Here is a 23,021-nt window from a genome sequence, read left to right as displayed (position 1 = left end):
GGCGGAGGTCAGGTACCGGGCCGCTCCAGCGCGGCCTCGACGCGGCCCAGGAACGTGCGCAGGCGGGCGCGCACCCCGTCGGCGCCGACCCCACGGATGGGATGACCCCGAGCTGGAGGGCGAGTGCGTCCGCACGCGTCGCTGCGTACGGGCGCGATGGTCGCACCGGTGCCGTCGACGCCCTGGAGGGCTCAGGGGCCATCGTCCTCCTCGACAGCCTCTGGCTCCGGGCCCGCGGGGCTCCGGTCCGGAGTGGTACAGGCCCCACCCCCGCTCCTCGTGTGTACAGGCCCGACTTTCGGCTCCCGCGGGCGTAGCTTCGATGCCATGGACACGACCGACACACCGTTCGCCCGCATCGCCGCGGAGACCCGCTACGTACTTCTGGGCTTCCCCCTGGCCGTGGTCTCCTTCGCCGTGGTCCTGGCGGGGCTCGCCGCGGGCGCGGGCTCGTCCGCCGCCGTCGTGGGCCTGTTCGTCCTGGTCGGCACGCTCCACATCGCCCGTGGGACTTCCCACGTCGACCGGGTGCGCCTGGCCGACGTGCTGGGGCGGCCGGTCGAGCGCCGCCCCTACCGCTCGGCCGCGCCCGGAGCCGGCCCCGTGCGCCGAGCGCTGACCCCGCTCTCGTGCCCGCAGAGCTGGCTGGACGCCCTGTACGCCGTCGTGCGCCTCCCCGTCTCGGTGGTCGCGTTCGCCCTCACCGTCACCTGGTGGGCCGGGGCCCTGGGCGGTCTGCTCCACCCCGTCTGGGGATGGTCGCTCTACACCGTTCCCGGCTACACCGACGTGGGCAGCCACGTCCTGCCCGAGTCCCCGGTCCTGGCCACCACCGTGATCCACATGGTGGCGGGCGCGCTGTTCACCCTGACCGCGCCGCTGGTGGTGCGCGCCTGCGCCCAGGCCGAGACCGGGCTGGCCCGCGCCGTCCTGCTGGCCCCCGAGGACGCCGGTGTGCGCGTGCGCGCCACCGACACGGCCACGTCGACCGACGCTCCGCCGCGCGTGCCCAGCTCCGTCTGAGGTCCGGGCGTCACCGCCCCCGGTACAGCTCCGTGAGCAGCGCGACGGCCCCGTGGGTGGCCGGGTGGGGGTCGTGGCGCCGCCACAGCAGGCGCACCGGAACCGACGGGGCGTCGCGCACCGCGCGGAAGACCACCCCGTCGCGCCGGTACTGCGTGACCGTGCTCTCCGGTGTCATGCCCACACCGCGCCCCGCGGTGATCGCGGACAGCCAGTCGTCGATGTCGCCGGTGTGCTCCACGGCGGGCCGCCCGTCCCGCGGCCACAGGTCCAGGGTGGTCGTCCCGGTGCGGCGGTCGACCAGCAGGACCCGCTCGGCGACCTGGGCCAGGGTCAGGGAGCGCCGCCGGGCCCAGGGGTCGTCGGCGGCCAGGGCGCAGTAGCGCCTCTCGTGGCCGACGGTGGCCCCCTCCAGCCGGCGGTCGTCCACCGGGGCCCGCACGACCGCGATGTCGCACAGCCCCTCGACCAGTCCCCCGGTCGGTGAGTTGGTGCGGACGAGCTGAAGGTCGATGTCCGGGTAGCGCTCGGTCCACCGGCGCTGGAACCGGGCGGTGTGGCGCCCCATCGCCGACCACGCGTGCCCCATCCGCAGCCGGGTGTGCCCGGAGACCGCCTCGCGCACGAGGTCGTCGGCGCCCGCCAGCAGGTGCCGCGCGCGGGCCAGGACCTGCACGCCCGCCGTGGTCGGGGCGACCTCCCGGCTGGTGCGGTGCAGCAGGCGCACGCCCAGGATCCGTTCCAGGGCGGCCACGTTGCGCGAGACCGCCGCCTGGGAGACGCCGAGGTCGAGCGCGGCGTCGGTGAAGGTGCCGGCGTCCACGACGGCGACCAGGCAGCGCAGGTGGCGCAGTTCGACATCCATGACTCCAGCGTATGGATGGGCGCAAGCATGCATTTTGCGCATTCGAGTCCGGGGCGCATGCTCGGCTGCATGGAGACTTCGACGCGGGGTGCGGGACGGTCGGCCGGCGTGGCCCTGATGCTGGCCGGTGGACTGTCGAACCAGGTCGGCGCCGCCACGGGCGCGCTCGCCTTCGGGGTGATCGGCCCCACCGGGGTGGTCGCGGTCCGCCAGTGGGTCGCCGCAATCGTGCTGCTGTCGGTGGGGCGGCCGCGCCTGAGGTCGTTCACCCGGGCCCAGTGGTGGCCGGTCCTGGGCCTGGCCGCCGTGTTCGCGACGATGAACCTCACGCTGTACCTGTCGATCGACCGCATCGGCCTGGGGCTGGCGGTGACCCTGGAGTTCCTGGGTCCGCTGGCGGTGGCCCTCGCGGCCTCCCGCCGCTCGACCGACCTATTGTGCGCGCTGGCGGCGGCCGGGGCGGTGGCCGTGCTCATGCGCCCCCAGCCCACCACCGACCACATCGGTATCGCCCTGGGCCTGGCGGCCGCGGCGTGCTGGGCGGCCTACATCCTGCTGAACCGGACGGTGGGCCGGCGGCTGCCGGGTGCGGAGGGCTCGGCGGCGGCCGCGCTCGTGTCCGGACTGCTGTTCGTGCCGGTGGGCGCCGTGGTGTTCGTCCACCACACCCCGACCACGGGCGCGCTGGCCTGCGCCGCCGCGGCCGGTGTGCTGTCCTCGGCGGTGCCCTTCCTGGTGGACCTGCTGGCGCTGCGCCGCGTCCCCGCCCGGTTCTTCGGGCTGTTCATGAGCGTGCACCCCGTCCTGGCCTCGCTGGTGGGGCTGGTGGTCCTGGGGCAGGTGCTGAGCACGGTCGAGTGGCTGGCGGTGGCGGCCATCGTGGGGGCGAACGCGGTGAGCGTGCTCTCCGCGGCGCCCCGCCGGACCAGGGCGGCGGCTCCGACGCCGGAGCGGGGAATGCGCACCGAACCCGGAAGTTGACCTCAAGAAATGTTGAGGTTCTAGGGTTCTCGGCAACAGCCCCAACCCGTCCGGTGGTCGAACATGAGCATGGAAATGGCCGCGTGGAACTCCATCTACCACGCGATGCACGCCCGGGAGGACCAGCGCCCCTTCTCCCTCCCCGTCCTACGGCGGATCGCCGCCTTCGCCCGCCCCCACGCACGCCACCTGGTCTGGTTCCTGGCGCTGAGCGTGGCGAGCGCCGTCCTGGCCGTGGCCTCCCCGCTCCTGGCCGGGCGGGTCGTCAACACCATCGTCGACGGCGGTGCGCTGCGCCCCGTCCTCCTCCTGGCCGGGCTCATCGCCGCCGTGGCCGTCGCCGAGGCCGCGCTCGGCCTCATCGTCCGGTGGCTGTCGGCCCGCGTCGGCGAGGGCCTCATCCTGGACCTGCGCACCACCGTCTACGACCACATCCAGCGCATGCCGGTCGCCTTCTTCACCCGCACCCGCACCGGCGCCCTGGTCAGCCGGCTCAACAACGACGTCATCGGCGCCCAGCGCGCCTTCAGCGACGTGCTCTCCGGCGTGATCAGCAACCTGGTCACCCTCGTCCTGGCCCTGGCCGTCATGGTCGCGCTGTCCTGGCAGATCACCCTGCTCGCGCTCCTGCTGCTGCCCGTGTTCGTCCTGCCCGCCCGGCGCATGGGCGCCCGGCTGGCCAGGATCGAACGCGAACGCACCATCCACAACGCCGCCATGGGCACGCAGATGACCGAGCGTTTCTCCGCCCCCGGCGCCACCCTCGTCAAACTCTTCGGCCGGCCCCTCGAGGAGTCCGCCGAGTTCGCCCGCCGCGCCGGCCGCGTCCGCGACATCGGCGTGCGCACCGCGATGGTCCAGGAGGTCTTCTTCACCGCCCTGACCCTGGTCTCCGCGCTCGCCCTCGCCCTGGTCTACGGCCTGGGCGGCTTCTACGCCCTGCGCGGCCAGCTCGACGCGGGCACCGTCGTGTCCATGGGCATGCTCCTGACCCGCCTGTACGCACCGCTGACCGCCCTGGCCGGCGCCCGCGTCGAGGTGATGAGCGCCCTGGTCAGCTTCAGCCGGGTCTTCGAGGTCCTGGATCTTCGGCCGCTCGTGGACGAGAAGCCCGAGGCGGGCTCGGTGCCCGAGGGCCCCGCCGCCCTGGAGTTCGAGCACGTCGAGTTCTCCTACCCCACCGCCGACAAGGTCTCGCTCGCCTCCCTGGAGGAGGTCGCCGTCCTGGACACCGCCGACCACGGCCCCGTGCTGCGCGACGTGTCCTTCCGCATCGAACCCGGCCAGACCGTCGCGTTGGTCGGATCCTCCGGTGCGGGCAAGTCCACCATCGCCCAGCTGGCTCCCCGCCTGTACGACGCCGACGCCGGCACCGTGCGCCTGGGCGGCGTGGACGTGCGCGACCTGGGCTTCGACTCCATCCGCGCGACCCTGGGCATGGTCACCCAGGACGGCCACCTCTTCCACGAGAGCATCCGCGCCAACCTGAGCCTGGGCCGCCCCGACGCCACCGACGACGAGATCTGGGACGCCCTGCGCCGCGCCCGCCTGGACGACCTCGTCGCCGCCCTGCCCGACGGCCTGGACACCGTCGTCGGCGAACGCGGCTACCGCTTCTCCGGTGGCGAGCGCCAGCGGCTGACCATTGCCCGCCTGCTCATCACCGGCCCCGAGGTCGTCATCCTCGACGAGGCGACCTCCGCGTTGGACTCCACGTCCGAGGCCGCCGTCCAGGCCGCCCTCACCGAGGCCCTGCACGGCCGCACGGCACTGGTCATCGCCCACCGGCTCTCCACGGTCCGCGCCGCCGACGCCATCCTCGTCGTCGAGGCCGGACGGATCGTCGAGCGCGGCACCCACACCGAACTGCTCGCCCGGGACGGCCGCTACGCGCAGCTGTACCGGACCCAGTTCGCCACCGGCGACCCCGAACCCGTCGCCGCGCGGCCCGTCGCTGAGAAGCCGGTCGCCGCGCGCTGACCCCCGACCCCGTCCCCCCGGTGGCGCCACACCGGGGGGACGGCCCGTGCGCGGGGGGCCTGCGGCGCGTTCGGGCCGGTCGGTGGCATGCTGACGGTCGACCATGTTCGTGCCCGGCGCCGCCCCGCGCGCCTGGAAGGGAGAGCGCATTGACCGGCCCATCGAGGTGGCGCGGTACCGGGGACACCCTGCTGGCCATCGCCGCGGGCGGTGCCCTGGGCGGCAGCGCCCGCTACGCCCTGCTCCTCCTGGTACCGCACACCGGAGCCGGATTCCCCTGGGCGACCTTCTCCGCGAACGTCACCGGCTCCTTCGCCATGGGCGTCCTGGCGGTCCTGGTCTCCCGGGCGGTGCGTCCGCACCGGCTCGTCCGCCCCTTCCTCGGCGTGGGCGTCCTGGGCGGCTTCACGACCTTCTCCACCTACGCCGTGGACACCCTCGGCCTGGTCGGGGCCGGAACCGCCGGCACGGCGCTCGTGTACCTGGCGGCCACGCTGGTCGGCGCCCTCGCGGCCGTGTGGGCGGGCGCCGCCCTCGCCCGAGCCCTGACCGACCGGTCCTGGGGAGCGCGAGCGTGAGCCTGGTCGCGGCCTCCGTGGCGGCGGGATCGGCGCTGGGCGCCGTCAGCCGCTTCCTCATCGACCTGGCCCTCAGGTCCCGCGGCGAGACCGTCCTGCCGTGGGGCACCCTCACCGTCAACACCACCGGCTCACTGCTCCTCGGCCTGGTTCTGGCCGCCTCGGCGTCGGGCGCCCTCCCGGGAACGGCGACCGCCGCACTGGGCACCGGATTCTGCGGTGCGCTGACCACCTTCAGCACGCTCGGCTACGAAACCCTGCTCCTGGCCGAGTCCGGAGCCCGCGCCCACGCGGTGCTCTACGTGGCCCTGACCGTCGTGGCGGGGCTGGCCGCCGCGACCCTGGGCTGGACCGCGGGGCTGGCCGTGCTGGGCTGAACCGCGGCGGGGCTGGAGCCCCGGAGGCCGCCGCGGTAAGCTGGTGAGCGGCGCGGTCCCGCGCCCAACCCCCGGCTTCGACGCCCACGCCGTCGGCCCTGACGGGGGCAAAGGGGACTTCGAGTCCTCGGGACGCCGGCATGAGGTGCCCACCGGCGGGCGGGGAAGGCGTGGGCTTTCGCCGCTGTCGCCGAGGAGCCGTCATGACCAGGCAGAAGTCCTTCAAGCAGCGCGTACGCGCCCGGATGGACAAGACCGGGGAGAGCTACACCGCCGCGCGCGCCCACCTTGTCGGCCGCGACGGGGAGCCGCCCGCCCCGGATCCCGCGACCGCCGCTCCCGCGGCCGAGCGCCCGGCGCGGAGCGGAGCCGCGATTCCACCGACGACCGCGGCGATCAGCAGCCGCGTCTCCGACGAGGCCCTGCTCCGCACCACCGGGCGCGGCTACGACCAGTGGTTCGACCTGCTCGACGCCTGGGGCGCCACCGACCGGACCCACACCGAGATGGCCGCGTGGCTGGTCGACGAGCACGGGGTCGGCGGTTGGTGGGCCCAGACCGTCACCGTCGCCTACGAACAGGCGCGCGGGCTGCGCGTCCCCGGCCAGAAGAAGGACGGGTTCGCCTGCAGCGCGAGCAGGACCGTCGACGTCCCCGCCGAGCGGGTCTTCGCGGCCGTGACCGAGGAGGCCGAGCGCGGGCGCTGGCTGCCGGACCACGCGTTCGCCGTGCGCACGGCGAACGCGCCCAAGCGGCTGCGCGCGGACTTCGAGGGCGGCACCCGGCTGGCCTTCGAGTTCACCGCCAAGGGCCCGGCCAAGACCACGGTCGCGGTCGAGCACTCCAGGCTCGCCGACGCCGACCGGGCCGCCGAGGCCAAGACGATGTGGCGGGAGCGGCTGAGCCGGCTCAAGGCCCTGCTGGAGCAGGGCCCGAGCTGACCCGCCGGTCCGCCTACATGCCCAGGTAGGTGCGCAGGTGGCGGGCGGTGAGGGTGTCACCGTCCGCCACCAGGTCGGCGGGCGTGCCGGCGAAGACCACGCGTCCGCCGTCGTGCCCGGCCCCCGGGCCGAGGTCGATGATGTGGTCGGCGTGCGCCATCACGGCCTGGTGGTGTTCGATGACCACCACCGTGTTGCCGTCGTCGACCAGGCGGTCCAGCAGCGCCAGGAGCCGGTCCACGTCGGCCAGGTGCAGGCCGGTCGTGGGCTCGTCCATGACGTAGACCGCCGCCTCGCGGGCCATGCTGATCGCGAGCTTGAGCCGCTGGCGCTCACCGCCCGAGAGCGTGGTCAGCGGCTGGCCCAGCCCGAGGTAGCCCAGCCCCACGTCGTGCAGCCGGTTCAGGATGGTGCGCGCGTTCCCGCCGGGGAAGAAGTCGCGCGCCTCCTCCACCGACATCGCCAGCACCTGGCTGATGTTGCGGCCGCGCAGCTCGTGGGTCAGGACCTCGGCGCGGAACCGGCGCCCCTCGCACTTCTCGCACGTGGACGCGACCCCGGCCATCATCGCCAGGTCGGTGTAGATGACCCCGGCGCCCTTGCACTCGGGGCAGGCCCCCTCGGAGTTGGCGCTGAACAGCGAGGCCTTGACGTTGTTGGCACGGGCGAAGGCCGTGCGGATGGGGTCGAGCAGGCCGGTGTAGGTGGCCGGGTTGGAGCGGCGCGACCCGCGGATCGGCGACTGGTCGACGACCACCACGTCCTCGCGGCCGGGCAGCGTCCCGTGGATGAGGGAACTCTTTCCGGAGCCGGCCACGCCGGTGACCACGGTGAGCACCCCCAGGGGCACGTCGGCGTCGACGTCGCGGAGGTTGTGGGTGTTCGCCCCCCGGATGGGGATGGACCCGCGGGGCTCACGGATCCGCTCCCGCAGTGACACGCGGTGGTCCAGGTGGCGGCCGGTGAGCGTGTCGGAGTCGCGCAGGCCCGCCACGTCGCCCGTGTACATGACGCGCCCGCCGTCGGGGCCCGCGCCCGGCCCCAGGTCCACGACGTGGTCGGCGATCGCGATGGTCTCGGGCTTGTGCTCCACGACCAGGACGGTGTTGCCGTTGTCGCGCAGGCTCAGCAGCAGGTTGTTCATCCGCTCGATGTCGTGGGGGTGCAGCCCCACGGTGGGCTCGTCGAAGACGTAGGTGACGTCGCTGAGGCTGGAGCCCAGGTGGCGGACCATCTTGACCCGCTGCGCCTCGCCGCCGGAGAGCGTGCCCGACTCCCGGTCCAGGCTCAGGTACCCCAGGCCCACCTCCACCAGCGAATCGAGGGTGTGGCCGAGGTTGTCCACGAGCGGTTTGACGGAGGGTTCGTCGATGGTCCGGACGAAGCGGGCGAGGTCGTTGATCTGCATGGCCGAGCACTCGGCGATGGTGCGCCCCTCGACCGTGACCGACCGGGCCTCGGCGTTCAGGCGCGAGCCCTCGCACGCGGGGCAGGTGGAGAAGGTCACGGCCCGGTCCACGAACGCACGCAGGTGGGGCTGCATGGCGTCGCGGTCCTTGGACAGGATCGTGCGGCGCACCTTGACCAGGAGGCCCTCGTAGTTGAAGGAGTGGTTGCCGACCTTGACCTTGGTGGCGCCCCGGTGCAGGAAGGTCTCCCACTCCTCGGGGGTGTAGTCGCGCAGCCTGCGGTCGGCGTCCAGCAGCCCGGAGTCGGCCATGACCTGCCAGTACCAGTTGCCGACGGCGAAGCCGGGGACGCTGATGGCGCCCTCGTTGAGCGACAGGTCGCGGTCGAAGAGCTCGTCCAGGTCGATCTGGTCGGTGCGGCCCAGCCCCTCGCACTCGGGGCACATGCCCTCGGAGGTGTTGAAGCTGAACACGCTGGAGGGCTCCAGGCGCGGGGTCCCGGCGCGGCTGAAGACGATGCGCAGCATGGCGGCCGCGTCCGTGGCGGTACCGACCGTGGAGCGGGAGTTGGCGCCCATCCGCTCCTGGTCGACGATGATGGCGGCGCTCAGGTTGCGCAGGCTGTCCACGTCCGGCCGCCCCAGGCTGGGCATGAAGCCCTGGACGAAGGTGCTGTAGGTCTCGTTGATGAGCCGCTGGGACTCGGCGGCGATGGTGCCGAAGACGAGCGAGGACTTCCCGGAGCCGGAGAGGCCGGTGAAGACGCTCAGCCGGCGCTTGGGGAGATCCAGTGACACGTCGGCGAGGTTGTTCTCCCTGGCCCCTCTGACCTGGATGGTGTCGTGGGTGTCCGCCATGGCGATGGGTTCGGAAGGCACTCTGCTCCTCGGAAATCCTTATGCGGTAAACTGACGGCCTGCGAACGTTAGTTTATACACTAAGGAGATGCAAGTGGTCATCTATGCCGGGCAGAGTGACGTCCGTCGCTCCATGGCCCTGCTGTGGCGCTCGCCCCAGGACGACGGCGACCGGACCGCACCGGGACCCAAGCCCGAACTGAGCGTCGACCTGGTGGTGGACACGGCGATCGCGGTCGCCGACGAGCAGGGCATGGGCGCGCTGTCCATGAAGGCCGTCGGCGCGCGCCTGGGCCGCACCGCGATGTCGCTGTACACCTACGTGGCCAGCAAGAACGAACTCATCGAGCTGATGTACGACCAGGCCTTCGGCGAGCTGGCCGACGCGGCCGAGCAGGCGGAGCCGCGGCCCTGGCGCGAGGCCACCACGGCCTGGGCCCAGCGCCTGTGGGACTTCTACCTGCGCCACCCCTGGACGCTGGAGGTCTCCCAGGCCCGCCCCGTCCTGGGACCGAACGAGTACCGGCTCTTCGAGTCCATGGCCGCCGTACTGGAGGAGGCGGGCCTGGCCCCCGACCAGATCCGCAGTACCTTCGGCAGCCTGTTCACCATGGTCCGCGGTTTCGTGCAGACGGCCGCGGAGTCCCGCCAGGCACCACTCGTCACGGGACAGCCCGAGGACGAGTGGTGGTACGGGCGCTCCGGGCAGCTGGAGGACGTCGCGCCCGACTTCACCGAGCGGTTCCCCGTGCTGTCCCGGATGGCCGAGAGCGGGGCCTTCGGCAACGAGGACCCGACCGAGCCCTACCTCGAACAGGAGGCGTGGGAGACCTTCCGGTTCGGACTGGAGGCCCTGCTCGACGGGGTGCGGGCCCGGATCGGCACGGCCGGCTCCTAGGGCGTGTGCGGCGGTCGCTCACCCTGGCCCGGTTCGAGCGGGTGGCCGGCGGTGGCGTCCACGTGCGCGGGCACGTCCTCGTTCCGGTCGCCCACGGTCAGCGTCCCGGTCGGTTCGAACAGCAGGATCGAGGCGCCCCCGTCCGACTCCGGGCGGTGCTCGGTGCCGCGCGACACGGTGAACACCGCTCCCCTGGCGAGGTCGACCACGCGCTCGGGGGAGTCGGCGTCCCGGCGCAGGCGGATCCGCAGGATTCCGTCCAGGACCAGGAAGAACTGAAGCTGGAGGCTCTCGGCTGAGGGTGGAAGCCCCACCCTCCGCGTAGCGCCGGGGGGCGATGGTGGGAGACGGGTGGGAAGAACTCGTCGGTGTCGTCGTGGGCGTGCCAGACGTCCTCACCGCGGCGGGCAGCGCCGCCGCCCTGGACCTGGGCCTGCACCTGGTCCGCCGCGACCACGGGGCCGACAGCGCCAACACCGTCGGCCGCCGCCTGGTCTTCAGCGGACAGCGCGGGGGCGGCCAGCGCCAGTACGTGCGGCGCCCCCTGCCCGCGACCGCCGACACCTCCCTGTCCCCCGTCCTGGACTGGGCCCGGGAACGACTGGACGCGCCCCTGGCCGTCGCCGACCTCGCGAGCCGCGCCGCGGTCAGTCCCGCCACCCTGCACCGCCGCTTCCGGACCGAACTGGGCACGACGCTCCTGGCGTGGCTGCGCTCCGAACGCGCACTGCTGGCCTGCCGCCTCATCGAACTCGGCGGGATGGGGTTCGAAGCGGTGGCACGGGCCAGCGGCCTGGGCAGCACCGCCAACCTCCGCGCCACCGTCCCCGCGCACACCGGGGTGAGCCCGGCGGTGTACCGCGACCGCTTCGGGCCGCGGACCGGCCCGGGCGCGGTGTCGGTGGAGCGCTCCCACCGGGCGTAGGATCATCGGTCATGGAGACACGCGAACTCGGCCGTACACGCACGCCCGTCGGCGCCGTCGGCTTCGGCGCCTGGCAGATCGGATCAGCCTGGGGCGAGGTCAGCGAGACCGATGCCATGGCCGCCCTGCACGCCGCCGTGGAGGACGGCGTGACCTTCTTCGACACCGCCGACGTCTACGGCGACGGACGCAGCGAACAGATCGTGGGCCGACTCCTCAAGGAGTACCCGCACCTGACCGTGGCCACCAAGATGGGCCGCCGCCTGCCCCAGGAGCCGGAGAACTACAACCCCGACAACTTCCGCGCCTGGAACGACGAGTCCCGCGCCAACCTGGGCGTGGACACCATCGACCTCGTCCAACTGCACTGCCCGCCCCCGGCGGTCATCGCCGCCGACGCCGTCTTCGACGACCTGGACGACATGGTCGACGAGGGCCTGATGAAGGCCTACGGGGTCTCGGTGGAGACCTGCGAGGAGGCGCTCGCCGCCATCGCCCGCCCGAACGTGGCCACTGTCCAGATCATCCTCAACGCGTTCCGCCACAAGCCCCTGGAGCGGGTCCTGCCCGCCGCCCGCGAGGCCGGGGTGGGCGTCATCGCGCGCGTGCCGCTGGCCAGCGGGCTGCTCAGCGGCCGCTACACCCGCGACACCACCTTCGGCGACGACGACCACCGTACCTTCAACCGCCAGGGCGAGGCCTTCGACAAGGGCGAGACCTTCTCCGGTGTGGACTTCGCAAGCGGGCTGGAGGCCGTCGAGCGGCTGCGGCCCCTGGTCCCCGAGGGCGCCACCATGGCCCAGTTCGCGCTGCGCTGGATCCTGGACCAGGACGGCGTCAGCGTCGTCATCCCCGGTGCCCGCAACGCCGCCCAGGCCCACGCCAACGCGGCGGCGGAGCAGCTGCCCCCGCTGGACGAGGCCACACTCGCGCGCGTGCGCGAGGTCTACGACGAGCTCATCCGGCCCCAGGTCCACCACCTGTGGTGAGCAGCGGTCCCCGGCGCACCGCGCCAGGGACCGCACCGCCTGACCACCTCGGGCCCGGGGCCGCGCCCCGGGCCCGAGACCCCTCACTCCGCACGTGGCGCACCGGCCGGGCCGGGCGCGGGCAGGACCGGCCCGGCCGCCCCGCCCGGATCCCACGCGCGCAGGAACGCCTCCTGGCGCGAGGCGTCCACCATCTCCACCCGTGCCCCGATCCCCTCGACCCGGTGGTAGGCGAACGGCCGCCCGTACGGGCACCCGGAGAAGTCCTCCGGCATCCCCGACACCGACAGCGCCGCCGAGGCCCGCTCCACCGACGCCGACCAGAAGCCCAGGTGGTCGAAGCGCGCCCGTCCCCCGCAGTCCCACGGACTCCCCTCGGGCCCCTCGATGAGTTCGATGAAGGGGGCACCGCCGGTGGTGAACACGATCCGGAAGTCCCAGTCGCCGATCCGGTCCGACCGGGGCTCGGACCAGCCCACCCCGGCACTCGCCGCCAGGTCGCCCATCGCCGCCTCCAGGTCGGGGACCACGAAGCACACATGATAGAACGCCGCCATCGGCTCCACCTCCCTGCCGTCACTGCCCTCGCCCGACCGCGGGCGCGGCCGGGCGGGCACCACCGAACCAGGGCGGGGCGCGCCCGGGCAAGCCCCTCGCGGGGCCCGTGGCGCAGGGCTCAGCGGGCCAGGAGTTCGCGCAGGGCCTCGACCACCCCGGCCGGGTCCTCCTCGGCCATGAAGTGGCCGCTGGTGACGGTCGAGTGGCGCAGGTCCGACGCCCACCGCGACCACACCGCGGCCGCGTCGTAGCCCAGCGCCGCGCCCCAGTCCTGCTGGAGCACGCTCACCGGCATCTCCAGGCGCCGCCCGGCGTCCCGGTCGGCCCGGTCGTGGTCGACGTCCACTCCGGCCGAGGCCCGGTAGTCGGCCACGATGGAGGGCACCGCCGCGCGGCAGGCGTCCAGGTAGGCGGCGCGCACGTCCTCGGGAATCGCCCCCGCGTCCCCCGCCCACAGGTCGAGGAAGTGGCCGAAGAACGCGTCGGCCTCGGCGGCGATCATCCGTTCGGGCAGCCCCGGCGGCTGGGCCATCAGGTACAGGTGGAAGGCCACCGCGGCGCCGGCTCCGTGCAGCACCTCCCACATGTCCAGGGTCGGCAGGACGTCGAGGCAGGCCAGGTGGGTGACGGCCCCGGGGTGGTCGAGCCCGGCGCGCAGGGCCACCAGCGCGCCGCGGTCGTGCCCGGCCAGGGCGAAGCGCTCGTGGCCCAGGGCGCGGGCCAGGGCGACGACGTCGGCGGCCATGGTCCGCTTGGAGTAGGTGTCGGCACCGTCCTCGACGGGCTTGTCACTGGCTCCGTAGCCGCGCAGGTCGGGGCAGATCACCGTGTGGTCGGCGGCCAGGTCCGCGGCCACGTGCCGCCACATCAGGTGGGTCTGGGGGAAGCCGTGCAGCAGCACGAGGGGGCGGCCCTCGCCGCCCACGGCCGCGTGCAGCGACACCCCGTCGGCGACACGCACGCTCCGGTACTCGAATCCAGCAGGCATCATGGTTCTTCTTCTCCTTCGTCGACGAACCCGTACGTGCAGCGTGCCGGTCGCGGATGAGCAACCGATGAGCGCGCCCCGCCAGGGGGCGCCCGAGGCGGAAGGTGGCCCGTGGAGGTCGAGTTCGGGGTTCTGGGGCCGGTCGCGGCCTGGGACGGCACCGGCGAGCCCGTGGCTCTCAGGGGGCCGCGCCACCGCGCGGTCCTGGCCCGGCTCCTGCTGGCCCGCCGCCGCGTCGTGCCCGTCGACCGCCTCGTCGATGACCTGTGGGAGGACCCGCCCCCGGGCGCGGTTGGAGCGGTGCGCACCTTCGTGGCGGCCCTGCGGCGCGCACTGGAGCCCGGGCGCGAACCGCGCGCGCCCGCCCGTCTGCTGGTGACCGAGGGGCCCGGCTACGCCCTGCGCACCGGGCCGGACACGGTGGACGCCTGGCGCTTCGAACGGGAGGTGTCCGGCGCCGGCGCGCTGCCCGCGTCGGCCCGCCTCGACCAGCTGCGACGAGCCCTGGACCGGTGGCGCGGCCCGGCCTACGCCGACTTCGCCGACGAGCCCTGGACCCGGGCCGAGCGCTCCCGCCTGGCGGAGCTGCGCCTGCACGCCGTCGAGGAGTACGGCCGTGCCCGGCTCGACCTGGGACGGGCCGCCGAGGCCGTCGCCGACCTGGACGCGCACGCCGCCGAGCACCCTTGGCGCGAGGACGCCTGGCGCCTGCTCGCCCTGGCCCTGTACCGCTCAGGCCGCCAGGGTGACGCGCTGGCGGTGCTGCGCCGCGCGCGCACGCTCCTGGTCGAGGAGCTGGGTGTGGACCCGGGACCGCGCCTGCGCCGCCTGGAGCAGGACGTGCTCCGCCACGCCGACCACCTCTCGCCCGAGCCCGCGACCGCGGACGAGCCCGGATCCGGAGAAGGGTCCGGCGCGGACCGCGACGCCGCCTCCGGCGATGAGCCCGGACCCGCGGCCGGGGCAGGGGACACGTCCGGCCCCGACGCCGTGGCCGAGCGCGTGTGGGCCCGGGCCAGCGCCGCCTTCGACCGCACCGTGGCGGCCGGGTCCCGCGCACGCCTGGAGTCGACCGTGGGGCTGTTGCGCGAGCTCGCGATGACCGGCGCCGGCGGCCTGGAGGAGGCCCGCCGGCAGCGCACCGCCGCCATCACGGCCGCCGAGGAGCTGGGCGACCCCGAACTGACCGCGCGCGTCATCGGCGCCTACGACGTGCCCGCGATCTGGACCCGCTCCGACGACTCCGCCCAGGCCGCACGGGTGGTGGCCGCCGCCGAGCGCGCCCTGGGCGCGCTGCCCCCGCACGGCCACGACGCGGTCCGCGCCCGGTTGCTGGCCACGGTCGCCCTGGAGTCGCGCGGCACCGGCTCCACCCGCGCCCTGCGCGCCGCCCGCGAGGCGGAGCGGATCGCCCGCGGCCTGGGCGACGCCGCGCTGCTGGCCTTCGCGCTCAACGGCGTGTTCATGCAGAGCTTCGACCGCGCCGGCCGGGCGCCCGAGCGCGACGCGGTCGGCGCCGAACTGGTCGACGTGTCGGCCCGGCACGGCCTGCCCGGCTTCGAGGTCCTGGGCCATCTGGTCCGTCTCCAGGCGCGCTCAGCACTGGGCGACCGGGCGGGGGCCGAGGCCCACGCGGCGGACGTCGACCGCCTGGCCGCGCGGCACGAACGGCCCCTGGCCGGCGTGTTCACCCGGTGGTACCGGGCGATGCGCCTGGCCGACGACGACCGGGTGCCCTACGCCACGGCCGAGGCCGCCTACCGGGAGGCCGCCGACCACCTGCACGGCTCGGGCATGCCGGGCCTGGCGGCCGGCCTGCCCGCCCTGGCGCTGCTGTGCCTGAGCGAGCGGCGCGGCCTGCCCGCACCGGCGGACGGGTCCGCCGACTGGGGCCCCTTCGAGCCGTGGACGCGCCCGCTGGTGCTGCTGGCCCAGGGACGCCCGGACGAGGCCGCCGCGGCGCTGCGCCGCGTCCCGGACCCGCCCTCGGACCTGCTGCTGGAGGCCCTGTGGTGCCTGACCGCCCGGGCGGCCCTGCGCCTGGACGACCGCGACACGATGCGGCGCGCCCGCCACGCGCTCGCCCCGGCGGCGAACGAACAGGCCGGAGCGGGCAGCGGACTCCTCACGCTGGGACCGGTCGCCGACCACCTCGACGCGCTCGGCACCGCCCTGGACGAGCGTCCCTGAACGGGGGGCGCCGGGCGGGGCTGCCACCACAGCTCGGCACAGGGCCGTACGGGCGGCGGGGCAGCGGTGCCGCCCACCGGTCGCGGGCGCCGGTCGCGCCGCCCCGTGCCCGCCCTCAGACCAGGCCCTGGGCGAGCATGGCCCCCGCCACCCTCTCGAAGCCCGCCACGTTGGCGCCCAGCACGTAGTCGCCGGGCGCCCCGTAGCGTTCGGCCGCCTCCTCGCAGCGGTCGTGGATGCCGGCCATCACCTCGGCCAGCTCCTGCTCGGCGTGCTCGAAGGACCACGAGGTGCGCCGCGCGTTCTGCCGCATCTCCAGCACACTGGTGGCCACCCCGCCAGCGTTGGCCGCCTTGCCCGGCGCGAAGAGCACCTTGGCCTCCCGCAGCACCCGCACGGCCTCGGGCGTGGTGGGCATGTTCGCGCCCTCCGAGACCACCTTGACGCCGCCCCGGACGAGGGTGCGCGCCGCGTCGGCGTCCAGCTCGTTCTGGGTCGCCGAGGGCAGCGCCACCGTGCAGGGCACGTCCCACACACTGCCGCCCTCGACGTAGCGCGCACCCGTGCGCCGCTCGGCGTAGACGCTGATCCGCTCGCGCTCCACCTCCTTGACCTGCCGGAGCAGGTCGACGTCGATGCCGCGCTCGTCCACGACGTGACCGGTGGAGTCGGAGCAGGCCACCACGGTCGCGCCCAGCTGGCGGGCCTTCTCCACCGAGTAGATCGCCACGTTGCCCGACCCCGACACCACCACGCGCTGGCCGTCCAGGCTCTGGCCCACGCGCTCCAGCATCCGCTGGGTGAACAGCACGTTCCCGTACCCGGTGGCCTCGGTCCGCACGCGCGAGCCGCCCCAGTCCAGGCCCTTGCCGGTGATGACGCCGGCCTCCCACCGGTTGGCCAGGCGCCGGTACTGCCCGAACAGGTAGCCGATCTCGCGGCCCCCGACGCCGATGTCGCCCGCGGGGACGTCGGTGTGCTCGCCCAGGTGGCGGTGCAGCTCGGTCATGAAGGACTGGCAGAACCGCTCCACCTCGGTGTCGGAGCGCCCCTTGGGGTCGAAGTCGCTGCCGCCCTTGCCGCCGCCGATGCTCATCCCGGTGAGCGCGTTCTTGAAGATCTGCTCGAACCCCAGGAACTTGACCACGCCCAGGTTGACGCTGGGGTGGAAGCGCAGACCGCCCTTGTAGGGGCCCAGGGCGCTGTTGAACTCCACCCGGAAGCCCCGGTTGACGTGCACACGGCCCTGGTCGTCACGCCAGGGGACGCGGAAGACGATCTGGCGTTCGGGCTCGCACAGGCGCTCCAGGATCCGCTCGCGGGCGTACTCGGGGTGCCGGGACAGGGCCGGGGAGAGGCTGTCCAGGACCTCCAGCACCGCCTGCTGGAACTCGGGCTCGTCCGGGTTGCGTCGCGCCACGTGCTCGAAGGCCGAACGCACTCCCGGGTGGTGGTTGTCGAGCGCGGACTCGTTGGCAGCGGACATACGTGAAGGGTCCTTTCGGAGCCGCAGCCCCGGCCAGGGCAGGCGGGACGGCGGCGTGCGGTGGCGTGCGGTCGTGTCCCCGCAGGGGACGAAGTATGTTTCGTCGACGTTACACGCCCGGGCCCCTCCGACCTCGGGCGGAGGCCCTCCACCCCACCGCACGGGTGCGCCGGCTCCGGCGGCCCACCGGAGCCGACGGCTCAGGACAGCTCCACCTCCAGCGGCCGGGGGGACAGCGCCGCCAGGAAGTCCGCCGCGTCGAACACCTCGCCCGGCGCCACGGCGCCGTGGGCGCGCACCCGGCCGTCCAGCACCCGGATGACCGCCTCGGCCACCAGCGGCGCGGTCACCGCGTAGATGTCCCGGCCGGTGGCCACCGCCCGGTGGTCGACCCCGTCGACACGGACCCGCACGTCGACCGCGAACCGCTGGGCCGAGCGCCCCGTCCCGTCGCTCGCCTGGGGACCGCCGGTGGCGGGATCGCGCAGCTCGGCCAGGGGCGCCCGGCTCAGGTAGGAGTCGATCCGCCCGGCCCCCAGGTGCCGGTGCATCGTGACGACCTCGGTGAAGGGCAGGTCCACCACCGCGTGCCGGCCGAGCGGCGCCGGGAAGTCCCAGGTGCGGCTCCGCGCGGGCTCCTCCAGCGGCACCAGCCGCCCGTCGGCGACGACCAGGCGGCGGGCGGTGTTGCGCCGACCGGTGGCGCGCGTGCCCTCGGTGGGCCACCACCGGTCCAGGCCCACGGCCGTCGTGACCGCCTCCGCCGCGCCCCCGACCCGGTCGGCCACGGCGGAGGCCAGCAGGTCGGCGAGCCCGCCGTAGAAGGCCATCGCCGGCAGGACCACCACGCCCCGCGGCACGCCCCCGGCGCCGTACGCGCGGTAGAGGGCTTGGACGGCGGGCTGTTCGGCGGTCACGTCGAGGTAGTGCGCCCCCGCCTCCACGGCGGCCGCGGCCACCGGCCCCGCGGTGTCCAGGAAGGGGCCGGCGCAGTTGACCACGGCCGCCACGTCCACGACCGCCTTCGCCAGTGCCTCCGCGTCCCCGGCGTCGGCCGGGCGCACCTCCAGTCCGGGGTACCGGCGGCCCAGCTCGGCGAGCCGATCCGAGCCCCGCCCGGACAGCACGGGCTCCAGCCCGCGGCGGACCAGCTCGGCGACCACGAACCGCCCGGTGTGCCCCGAGGCACCGTAGACCAGTACACGCCCGCTCGTACGCGGACCCCTGCGCGATGTCTTGTCCATGCGGCCATCCTCCGGCCCGAGGACGACACCCCGCCAGTGTCTGATCTGCCGCCCTACGTACACTTTGCGACATGCACTCCGTCGGAATCGCCGTGCACGAGCACACGATGCCCTACGAGGTGGCGATCGCCGCGGAGGTCTTCGGCGTCGACCGCTCCGACCTCTCCCCCAGCGGCGACTGGTACCGCCTGAGCGCCCACACCGCCGAGGGCGGCCCCTCGCCGTTCCTGCCGGGCGTACCCGCCCACGGCCTCGCGCGCGTTCGCGACCTGGACACCGTCATCGTGCCCGCCACCCACAGCCCCGGGACGCCCCCTTCCCAGGAGTACCTGGCCGCCCTGCGCGCCGCCCACGGCGCCGGACGCCGGGTCGTGTCCCTGTGCACCGGCGCCTTCGTGCTCGCCGCCGCCGGGCTGCTCGACGGCCGCAGCGCCACCACCCACTGGATGCACGCGGACGCGCTGTCCGGGAGCCACCCGCTGGTCGACATGCGTGCCGACGTCCTCTACACCGACGCGGGGCAGGTCCTGACCTCGGCGGGCAAGACCGCGGCCCTGGACCTGTGCCTGCACCTGGTCCGCACCGACCACGGGGCCGCCGCGGCCGCCGGGCTCGCACGCCGGCTCGTCGCACCCGCCCACCGCCCGGGCGGGCAGGCCCAGTACATTCCGCCGCCGGCTCTCCCGCGTACCCCCGACAGTCTGGGAGCGGCCCTGGAATGGGCCCGGAGCCGCCTCGACCGGCCGCTGACCGTCGAGGACCTGGCCCGGCGGTCCGGACTGAGCACCCGCCAACTCGTCCGGCGCGTGCGGGCCGAGACCGGGACGACCCCGCTGGCGTGGCTGCACGGCCAACGGGTGCGCCTGGCCCAGGAACTCCTGGAGAGCACCGACGCCACCGTCGAGCAGGTCGCGGAGCGCTGCGGCATGGGCACCGCCACCACACTGCGGCGCCACTTCCACCAGGTCGTCGGCGTCAGCCCGCTGGCCTACCGCGCCACCTTCCGCGCGTCCCGCCCACCGGGGTAGCCCTCCGCCGGACCCTCAGTCCGCACGCGGATCCGCACCGGCGGCGTCGGTGGCCGGCACGAGCCCGGGTTCGTCCGCGGAGGGCCGCGACGGGACCGCGGTCTGGGTGATGAAGGCGCCCGCCACGATGACGACCGCTCCCACGACCTGCACGGTGCTGAGCGCCTCGCCCAGCAGCACCCACGCCAGCACGATCGCGGTCACCACCTCCAGGTAGGCCACACCCCCGGCGACCTGCGGGGAGAGCCGGCGCACCGCGCCCACCCCGGCGAAGTAGGCCATCGCCGTGCACACCAGCGCCAGCCACAGCGCGATCGCCCAGCCGGGCACCTGCGTCCCACCGAGCGGGAGCGATTCGGACAGCGTCCCCCACGGGATCGTCCACGGGCGCGCGAGGACGGCGAGCAGCACGGCCGCCACCAGCGACCCGATGGCGATCACGGCCAGCGGGTCCGCGTCCTCGCCCGTGGCGTCCGACAGCAGGAAGAACCCGACCTGTGCCGCGGCCGCGCCCAGCGCGAGCCCCACACCGACGGGATCCAGGCTCATGCCCGCCCAGACCTCCAGCAGCAGGCCGAGCCCGACCACCGCCAGGACCACGCCCACCGCCGCGGCCGGGGCCACCCGGGAGCGGCGCACGAGGCGGAACCACACCAGCAGCAGGACGGGGCCCAGGAACTCGATCAGCAGCGCGATGCCCACCGGGATCCGGTCCACGGCGGCGAAGTACAGGGCCTGGACGCCGGCCATCGGGAAGACCCCGTAGGCCACGACCAGCAGCGGGCGCCGCACCAGCACCCGCCACTGAAGGAGCGCCATCGGTGACAGCAGGAGCGCGGCTCCGGCCAGGCGCAGCCAGGTGACCTGGAGCGGGTCCATGCCGGCGTCGAGCAGGGGGCGGGCGGCCACACCCGCCCCGCCGAAGAAGAGCGCCGCGGCCAGCGCGAACGCCAGCCCCGAGGCACGGTGACGCACGGGTTCCACGGACACGCCGACCTCCGGGATCGCGAGGGGATGATCGGACCAGAGCTTACGGCCGCGCGGTGACGGACCGGGCTCAGGCCCACCCGTCGCCCACCATCGCCCCCTGGGACGCTACGCGCGTGGGGGGGGCTTCCACCCTCAACCGAGAGCCTTCGGCTCCGGCATGACTCGGCGGGCCAGCGCCACCAGGTAGCGGCACTCGCGTTCGCCGGCGTTGCGGTACACGCACGGGACCGGCGCGCCGATCTGCAGGCAGTCCCCCGGACCGAGTTCGTGCAGGTGCTCCCCCTCCTGGAAGGCCAGCTCGCCCTCCAACACCCAGATCTGGTGGTGCATGTGGCGGTAGGAGTCGGCCGGATAGGAGACCTCCGCGCCCGGGGGGAGCTCGACCTCCACCAGCTCCAGCGGCCCGCCCGCGGTGGGGGTCACCGCGCGGCGCCGGTAGCCGGTCAGGGGGTCGGTCCACACCGGCTGCTCCGAGCGGCGCGCGAGCCGCCGCTCCCCCTGTTCGGCCCGGGCGACCAGCTCCGACAGGGTCATGCCCAGCGCCGCGGAGAGTCGTCCGAGCAGCTGCGCGGTCGGCTGCGTCTCGCCGCGCTCGACCTTGCTGATCATCGCCCGCGAGACCCCCGAGCGCTCGGCCAGGGCGGCGCCGGACAGGCCGCGCGAGCTGCGCAGATCGCGCAGGGTGGAGGCCAGGGCTGAACCCAGTGCGTCGCTCATGCGTTGACTATAGTGCAAGTAATCATCCACTATGGTGAACTCATGGACACCACACCCACCCAGGTGCGCGACGCCACCGCGGCCGACGCGCAGGCGTGTGCGGCGATCTACGCCCCCTACGTCACCGACACCTCGATCACCTTCGAGTACGAGCCGCCCACCGACCAGGAGATGGCCCGCCGCATCGCCGACGCCCAGCGCGAGCACGCCTGGCTCGTCCTGGAGGAGCGGGGCCGGGTGGTGGGCTACGCCTACGGGGCCCCCTTCCGCGCCCGCGCCGCCTACCGGTGGTCCTGCGAGGTCAGCGTCTACCTCGAACGGGGCCGCCGCCGCACGGGCGCGGGCCGTGCCCTCTACGGCGCACTTCTCCCCCTTCTGGCCGAGCGCGGCATGCACACCGCCCTGGCCGGCATGACGCTGCCCAACGACGCCAGCCAGGGGCTGCACCGGGCCCTGGGCTTCGAACCCGTCGGCGTCCTGCGCGAGATCGGCCACAAGAACGGCGCCTGGCGCGACGTGGCCTGGGCCCAGCTTCCACTGGCCGCCCACGCCCCGGTGCACGCATGAGCCCCGGCCCGCGCGCACACAACGGGCCCGGCGGGAGCTGAGAGCGCTCCCATTCGCCGGGCCCGTCGTGTCGGGAAGGTCAGCCGCCCTGCGTGGCCGCCTCCACCTCGGACGTGAACTGCTCGGCGGCCTCCTCCGGCGTCAGGTTGCCGAAGCTCATCTCCTCCGAGGCCCGCTTGATGATGTTCACGACCTCACCGGCGCCGATCGGCGGCGGCGGGTTGCCGTCCTCGATGCTGCCCTCGATGTCGGACAGGAACACCGCGCTGCGCGCGTCGGCGTCGGGCAGCTGGCTGACGATGTGCCCGCGCACGTCGATGTTGGCCGGCAGGCCGCGGTCGGCCAGGATCAGCTCGGCCGCCTCGTTGCTGTTGACGAGGAAGTCCACGAACCGGGCCGCCTCCTCCGGGTGCTCGGACTCGGCCGAGACGGAGTAGAACATGGCCGGCTTGAAGTACATGCCGCTCCGGTCCTCGGTGGTCTCACCGGGGTAGCGCAGCAGCTCGATCTCGTGACCGGAGGTGTCGGTCTGCTGGCCGAGCTGGTTGGTCCAGAAGTGCGCCATCGCACCGGAGTTGGCGGCCAGCACCGACCCGTCGGGGCCCAGTGCCTCGATCTCCACACTCTCGGACGCGGTGGGCTGCCCGCCCTCCTCCTGGAGCCGGTGGATGAGCCCGTACCACTCCTCCAGCGTCTCCTGCGAGTAGCCGAGGGTGCCGTCCTCGTTGTAGAGGTTCTCGCCCCTCTGACGGGCGAAGATCTGGAAGCCCGCCTCATTGAAGGCCATGCTCTGGGTGCCGACGACCTCGCCGTCGGTGGCCTCGGAGATCTCGATCGCCTTGTCGACGTAGTCGTCCCAGCTCCAGGACTCGTCGTCGGGCAGTTCCACGCCCGCTTCCTCGAACGCGTCCACGTCGGCCATGATCGTGTACGCGTTCACGCCGGTGGCCACACCGTAGGTCTCGCCGTTCATGTCGCCGCTCTCGGCGACCAGCGGGTCGATGTCGGACAGGTCGAGCGACTCCAGCTGGCTCAGGTCGGCCAGGGCTCCGCGGTCGCCGTACTCACGCAGGTAGCGCTCCTCCTGCGTGATGATGTCGGGCGCGTCGCCGGCGGCGGTGCTGGTGGCCAGCCGGTCCCAGTAGGCCCCCCAGTCGGTGTAGTCGCCGACGATGCGGATGTCGGGGTTGGCGGCCTCGAACTCGTCGATGACCTGCTGGGTGACCGCGTGGCGGTCGTCCGCGCCCCACCAGGAGAAGCGCAGTTCGACCACGCCGTCCTCGGAACCGGAGCCCCCGCCGCAGGCGGTGGCGGCCATGACCACGGCGCCGACTCCGGCCGCGATCTTGAGCAGGGGGCGGCGCCGTAGGCGCCCGTCAGAGCTGAGGTCGCGGGCCCGGGGGCGCCCGCTGCCAGGGTTTGCACGCATT

21 protein-coding genes and 1 pseudogene are annotated in these 23,021 nt (G+C 74.2%); 12 read left to right on the top strand and 10 right to left on the bottom strand.

Annotated features, from left to right (window positions below):
• Positions 1 to 327: 327 nt before the first annotated feature.
• Positions 328 to 1,023, top strand: a complete 696-nt coding sequence (locus HNR10_RS30140; protein WP_179829341.1) for a sensor domain-containing protein — start codon at positions 328 to 330, stop codon at positions 1,021 to 1,023.
• 10 nt (positions 1,024 to 1,033) lie between these two features.
• On the opposite strand, the gene HNR10_RS30135 is transcribed toward HNR10_RS30140, so the two are convergent.
• Positions 1,034 to 1,888, bottom strand: a complete 855-nt coding sequence (locus HNR10_RS30135; protein WP_179829340.1) for a LysR family transcriptional regulator — start codon at positions 1,886 to 1,888, stop codon at positions 1,034 to 1,036.
• 69 nt (positions 1,889 to 1,957) lie between these two features.
• Between HNR10_RS30135 and HNR10_RS30130 the strand changes: the two genes are divergently transcribed.
• From HNR10_RS30130 to HNR10_RS30110, 5 genes are all read left to right on the top strand, one after another.
• Positions 1,958 to 2,869, top strand: coding sequence for an EamA family transporter (locus tag HNR10_RS30130; RefSeq protein WP_246406482.1), 912 nt, complete (start codon positions 1,958 to 1,960; stop codon positions 2,867 to 2,869).
• Between the two features lie 63 nt (positions 2,870 to 2,932).
• Positions 2,933 to 4,849, top strand: a complete 1,917-nt coding sequence (locus HNR10_RS30125; protein WP_179829338.1) for an ABC transporter ATP-binding protein — start codon at positions 2,933 to 2,935, stop codon at positions 4,847 to 4,849.
• 149 nt (positions 4,850 to 4,998) lie between these two features.
• Positions 4,999 to 5,427: a fluoride efflux transporter CrcB gene (gene crcB, locus HNR10_RS30120; RefSeq protein WP_179829337.1), complete on the top strand. Its 429-nt coding sequence runs from the start codon at positions 4,999 to 5,001 to the stop codon at positions 5,425 to 5,427.
• On the top strand, positions 5,424 to 5,804 hold the full coding sequence (gene crcB / locus HNR10_RS30115) for a fluoride efflux transporter CrcB (RefSeq protein WP_312889462.1): 381 nt from the start codon (positions 5,424 to 5,426) through the stop codon (positions 5,802 to 5,804). Before crcB (HNR10_RS30120) ends, crcB (HNR10_RS30115) begins: the two co-directional genes overlap by 4 nt.
• A 203-nt stretch (positions 5,805 to 6,007) precedes the next feature.
• The gene (locus HNR10_RS30110; RefSeq protein ID WP_179829336.1) at positions 6,008 to 6,745 is read left to right on the top strand and encodes a DUF4287 domain-containing protein; all 738 of its coding nucleotides are present in this window, start codon (positions 6,008 to 6,010) and stop codon (positions 6,743 to 6,745) included.
• Positions 6,746 to 6,758: 13 nt separating this feature from the next.
• Here the strand turns inward: HNR10_RS30110 and HNR10_RS30105 are convergent, their stop codons facing one another.
• The gene (locus tag HNR10_RS30105) at positions 6,759 to 9,011 is read right to left on the bottom strand and encodes an ATP-binding cassette domain-containing protein (RefSeq protein WP_179830052.1); all 2,253 of its coding nucleotides are present in this window, start codon (positions 9,009 to 9,011) and stop codon (positions 6,759 to 6,761) included.
• 94 nt (positions 9,012 to 9,105) lie between these two features.
• Here HNR10_RS30105 and HNR10_RS30100 point away from each other — a divergent pair, with 94 nt between their 5' ends.
• Positions 9,106 to 9,909 carry a TetR/AcrR family transcriptional regulator gene (locus tag HNR10_RS30100; RefSeq protein WP_179830051.1) on the top strand — a complete coding sequence of 268 codons (804 nt, stop codon included), beginning with the start codon at positions 9,106 to 9,108 and terminating at the stop codon, positions 9,907 to 9,909.
• Here the strand turns inward: HNR10_RS30100 and HNR10_RS30095 are convergent.
• Positions 9,906 to 10,223 carry a cupin domain-containing protein gene (locus tag HNR10_RS30095; RefSeq protein ID WP_218898148.1) on the bottom strand — a complete coding sequence of 106 codons (318 nt, stop codon included), beginning with the start codon at positions 10,221 to 10,223 and terminating at the stop codon, positions 9,906 to 9,908. The two genes, HNR10_RS30100 and HNR10_RS30095, sit on opposite strands and share 4 nt — an antisense overlap.
• Positions 10,224 to 10,300: 77 nt before the next feature.
• Between HNR10_RS30095 and HNR10_RS30090 the strand changes: the two are divergent.
• Together HNR10_RS30090 and HNR10_RS30085 are read left to right on the top strand one after the other, a co-directional pair.
• Positions 10,301 to 10,834 (top strand): annotated as a pseudogene (locus tag HNR10_RS30090) (helix-turn-helix domain-containing protein); the annotation flags it as partial.
• Between the two features lie 11 nt (positions 10,835 to 10,845).
• On the top strand, positions 10,846 to 11,823 hold the full coding sequence (locus tag HNR10_RS30085; RefSeq protein ID WP_179829335.1) for an aldo/keto reductase: 978 nt from the start codon (positions 10,846 to 10,848) through the stop codon (positions 11,821 to 11,823).
• Between the two features lie 83 nt (positions 11,824 to 11,906).
• On the opposite strand, the gene HNR10_RS30080 is transcribed toward HNR10_RS30085, so the two are convergent.
• Both HNR10_RS30080 and HNR10_RS30075 read right to left on the bottom strand, forming a co-directional pair.
• Positions 11,907 to 12,380: a VOC family protein gene (locus HNR10_RS30080; protein ID WP_179829334.1), complete on the bottom strand. Its 474-nt coding sequence runs from the start codon at positions 12,378 to 12,380 to the stop codon at positions 11,907 to 11,909.
• A gap of 119 nt (positions 12,381 to 12,499) precedes the next feature.
• The gene (locus HNR10_RS30075; RefSeq protein ID WP_179829333.1) at positions 12,500 to 13,372 is read right to left on the bottom strand and encodes an alpha/beta fold hydrolase; all 873 of its coding nucleotides are present in this window, start codon (positions 13,370 to 13,372) and stop codon (positions 12,500 to 12,502) included.
• Positions 13,373 to 13,480: 108 nt separating this feature from the next.
• Between HNR10_RS30075 and HNR10_RS30070 the strand changes: the two genes are divergently transcribed.
• Complete coding sequence (locus HNR10_RS30070; RefSeq protein ID WP_179829332.1) at positions 13,481 to 15,559, top strand: AfsR/SARP family transcriptional regulator; 2,079 nt, start codon at positions 13,481 to 13,483, stop codon at positions 15,557 to 15,559.
• A gap of 115 nt (positions 15,560 to 15,674) precedes the next feature.
• On the opposite strand, the gene gdhA is transcribed toward HNR10_RS30070, so the two are convergent.
• Both gdhA and HNR10_RS30060 read right to left on the bottom strand, forming a co-directional pair.
• Positions 15,675 to 17,045 carry an NADP-specific glutamate dehydrogenase gene (gene gdhA, locus HNR10_RS30065; RefSeq protein WP_179829331.1) on the bottom strand — a complete coding sequence of 457 codons (1,371 nt, stop codon included), beginning with the start codon at positions 17,043 to 17,045 and terminating at the stop codon, positions 15,675 to 15,677.
• Between the two features lie 200 nt (positions 17,046 to 17,245).
• A complete protein-coding gene (locus tag HNR10_RS30060; protein ID WP_179829330.1) occupies positions 17,246 to 18,289 on the bottom strand; it encodes a saccharopine dehydrogenase NADP-binding domain-containing protein in 1,044 nt (347 codons plus the stop codon).
• 71 nt (positions 18,290 to 18,360) lie between these two features.
• Between HNR10_RS30060 and HNR10_RS30055 the strand changes: the two genes are divergently transcribed.
• Positions 18,361 to 19,317, top strand: a complete 957-nt coding sequence (locus HNR10_RS30055) for a GlxA family transcriptional regulator (RefSeq protein ID WP_179829329.1) — start codon at positions 18,361 to 18,363, stop codon at positions 19,315 to 19,317.
• A 15-nt stretch (positions 19,318 to 19,332) separates the two neighbouring features.
• On the opposite strand, the gene HNR10_RS30050 is transcribed toward HNR10_RS30055, so the two are convergent.
• Together HNR10_RS30050 and HNR10_RS30045 are read right to left on the bottom strand one after the other, a co-directional pair.
• Complete coding sequence (locus tag HNR10_RS30050; protein WP_179829328.1) at positions 19,333 to 20,307, bottom strand: EamA family transporter; 975 nt, start codon at positions 20,305 to 20,307, stop codon at positions 19,333 to 19,335.
• 132 nt (positions 20,308 to 20,439) lie between these two features.
• The gene (locus HNR10_RS30045) at positions 20,440 to 21,024 is read right to left on the bottom strand and encodes a helix-turn-helix domain-containing protein (RefSeq protein WP_179829327.1); all 585 of its coding nucleotides are present in this window, start codon (positions 21,022 to 21,024) and stop codon (positions 20,440 to 20,442) included.
• Between the two features lie 42 nt (positions 21,025 to 21,066).
• Here HNR10_RS30045 and HNR10_RS30040 point away from each other — a divergent pair, with 42 nt between their 5' ends.
• A complete protein-coding gene (locus HNR10_RS30040; protein WP_179829326.1) occupies positions 21,067 to 21,591 on the top strand; it encodes a GNAT family N-acetyltransferase in 525 nt (174 codons plus the stop codon).
• 79 nt (positions 21,592 to 21,670) lie between these two features.
• Here the strand turns inward: HNR10_RS30040 and HNR10_RS30035 are convergent, their stop codons facing one another.
• On the bottom strand, positions 21,671 to 23,020 hold the full coding sequence (locus HNR10_RS30035) for an ABC transporter substrate-binding protein (RefSeq protein ID WP_179829325.1): 1,350 nt from the start codon (positions 23,018 to 23,020) through the stop codon (positions 21,671 to 21,673).
• Position 23,021: the final 1 nt, after the last annotated feature.

Source organism: Nocardiopsis aegyptia (genome assembly GCF_013410755.1).
In the GTDB taxonomy this organism is placed as follows: Bacteria; Actinomycetota; Actinomycetes; order Streptosporangiales; family Streptosporangiaceae; genus Nocardiopsis; species Nocardiopsis aegyptia.
Note: the sequence above shows the minus strand (reverse complement) of the source record. Positions and strands in the feature narration are given on the sequence as shown.

Coding starts and splice junctions, on each gene's coding strand:
- HNR10_RS30140 (WP_179829341.1), top strand. CDS start 328: ATGGACACGACCGACACACCGTTCGCCCGCATCGCCGCGGAGACCCGC.
- gdhA (WP_179829331.1), bottom strand. CDS start 17,045: ATGTCCGCTGCCAACGAGTCCGCGCTCGACAACCACCACCCGGGAGTG.
- HNR10_RS30045 (WP_179829327.1), bottom strand. CDS start 21,024: ATGAGCGACGCACTGGGTTCAGCCCTGGCCTCCACCCTGCGCGATCTG.
- HNR10_RS30135 (WP_179829340.1), bottom strand. CDS start 1,888: ATGGATGTCGAACTGCGCCACCTGCGCTGCCTGGTCGCCGTCGTGGAC.
- HNR10_RS30110 (WP_179829336.1), top strand. CDS start 6,008: ATGACCAGGCAGAAGTCCTTCAAGCAGCGCGTACGCGCCCGGATGGAC.
- HNR10_RS30060 (WP_179829330.1), bottom strand. CDS start 18,289: ATGGACAAGACATCGCGCAGGGGTCCGCGTACGAGCGGGCGTGTACTG.
- HNR10_RS30055 (WP_179829329.1), top strand. CDS start 18,361: ATGCACTCCGTCGGAATCGCCGTGCACGAGCACACGATGCCCTACGAG.
- HNR10_RS30080 (WP_179829334.1), bottom strand. CDS start 12,380: ATGGCGGCGTTCTATCATGTGTGCTTCGTGGTCCCCGACCTGGAGGCG.
- HNR10_RS30040 (WP_179829326.1), top strand. CDS start 21,067: ATGGACACCACACCCACCCAGGTGCGCGACGCCACCGCGGCCGACGCG.
- HNR10_RS30130 (WP_246406482.1), top strand. CDS start 1,958: ATGGAGACTTCGACGCGGGGTGCGGGACGGTCGGCCGGCGTGGCCCTG.
- HNR10_RS30125 (WP_179829338.1), top strand. CDS start 2,933: ATGAGCATGGAAATGGCCGCGTGGAACTCCATCTACCACGCGATGCAC.
- HNR10_RS30075 (WP_179829333.1), bottom strand. CDS start 13,372: ATGATGCCTGCTGGATTCGAGTACCGGAGCGTGCGTGTCGCCGACGGG.
- HNR10_RS30035 (WP_179829325.1), bottom strand. CDS start 23,020: ATGCGTGCAAACCCTGGCAGCGGGCGCCCCCGGGCCCGCGACCTCAGC.
- HNR10_RS30105 (WP_179830052.1), bottom strand. CDS start 9,011: ATGGCGGACACCCACGACACCATCCAGGTCAGAGGGGCCAGGGAGAAC.
- HNR10_RS30085 (WP_179829335.1), top strand. CDS start 10,846: ATGGAGACACGCGAACTCGGCCGTACACGCACGCCCGTCGGCGCCGTC.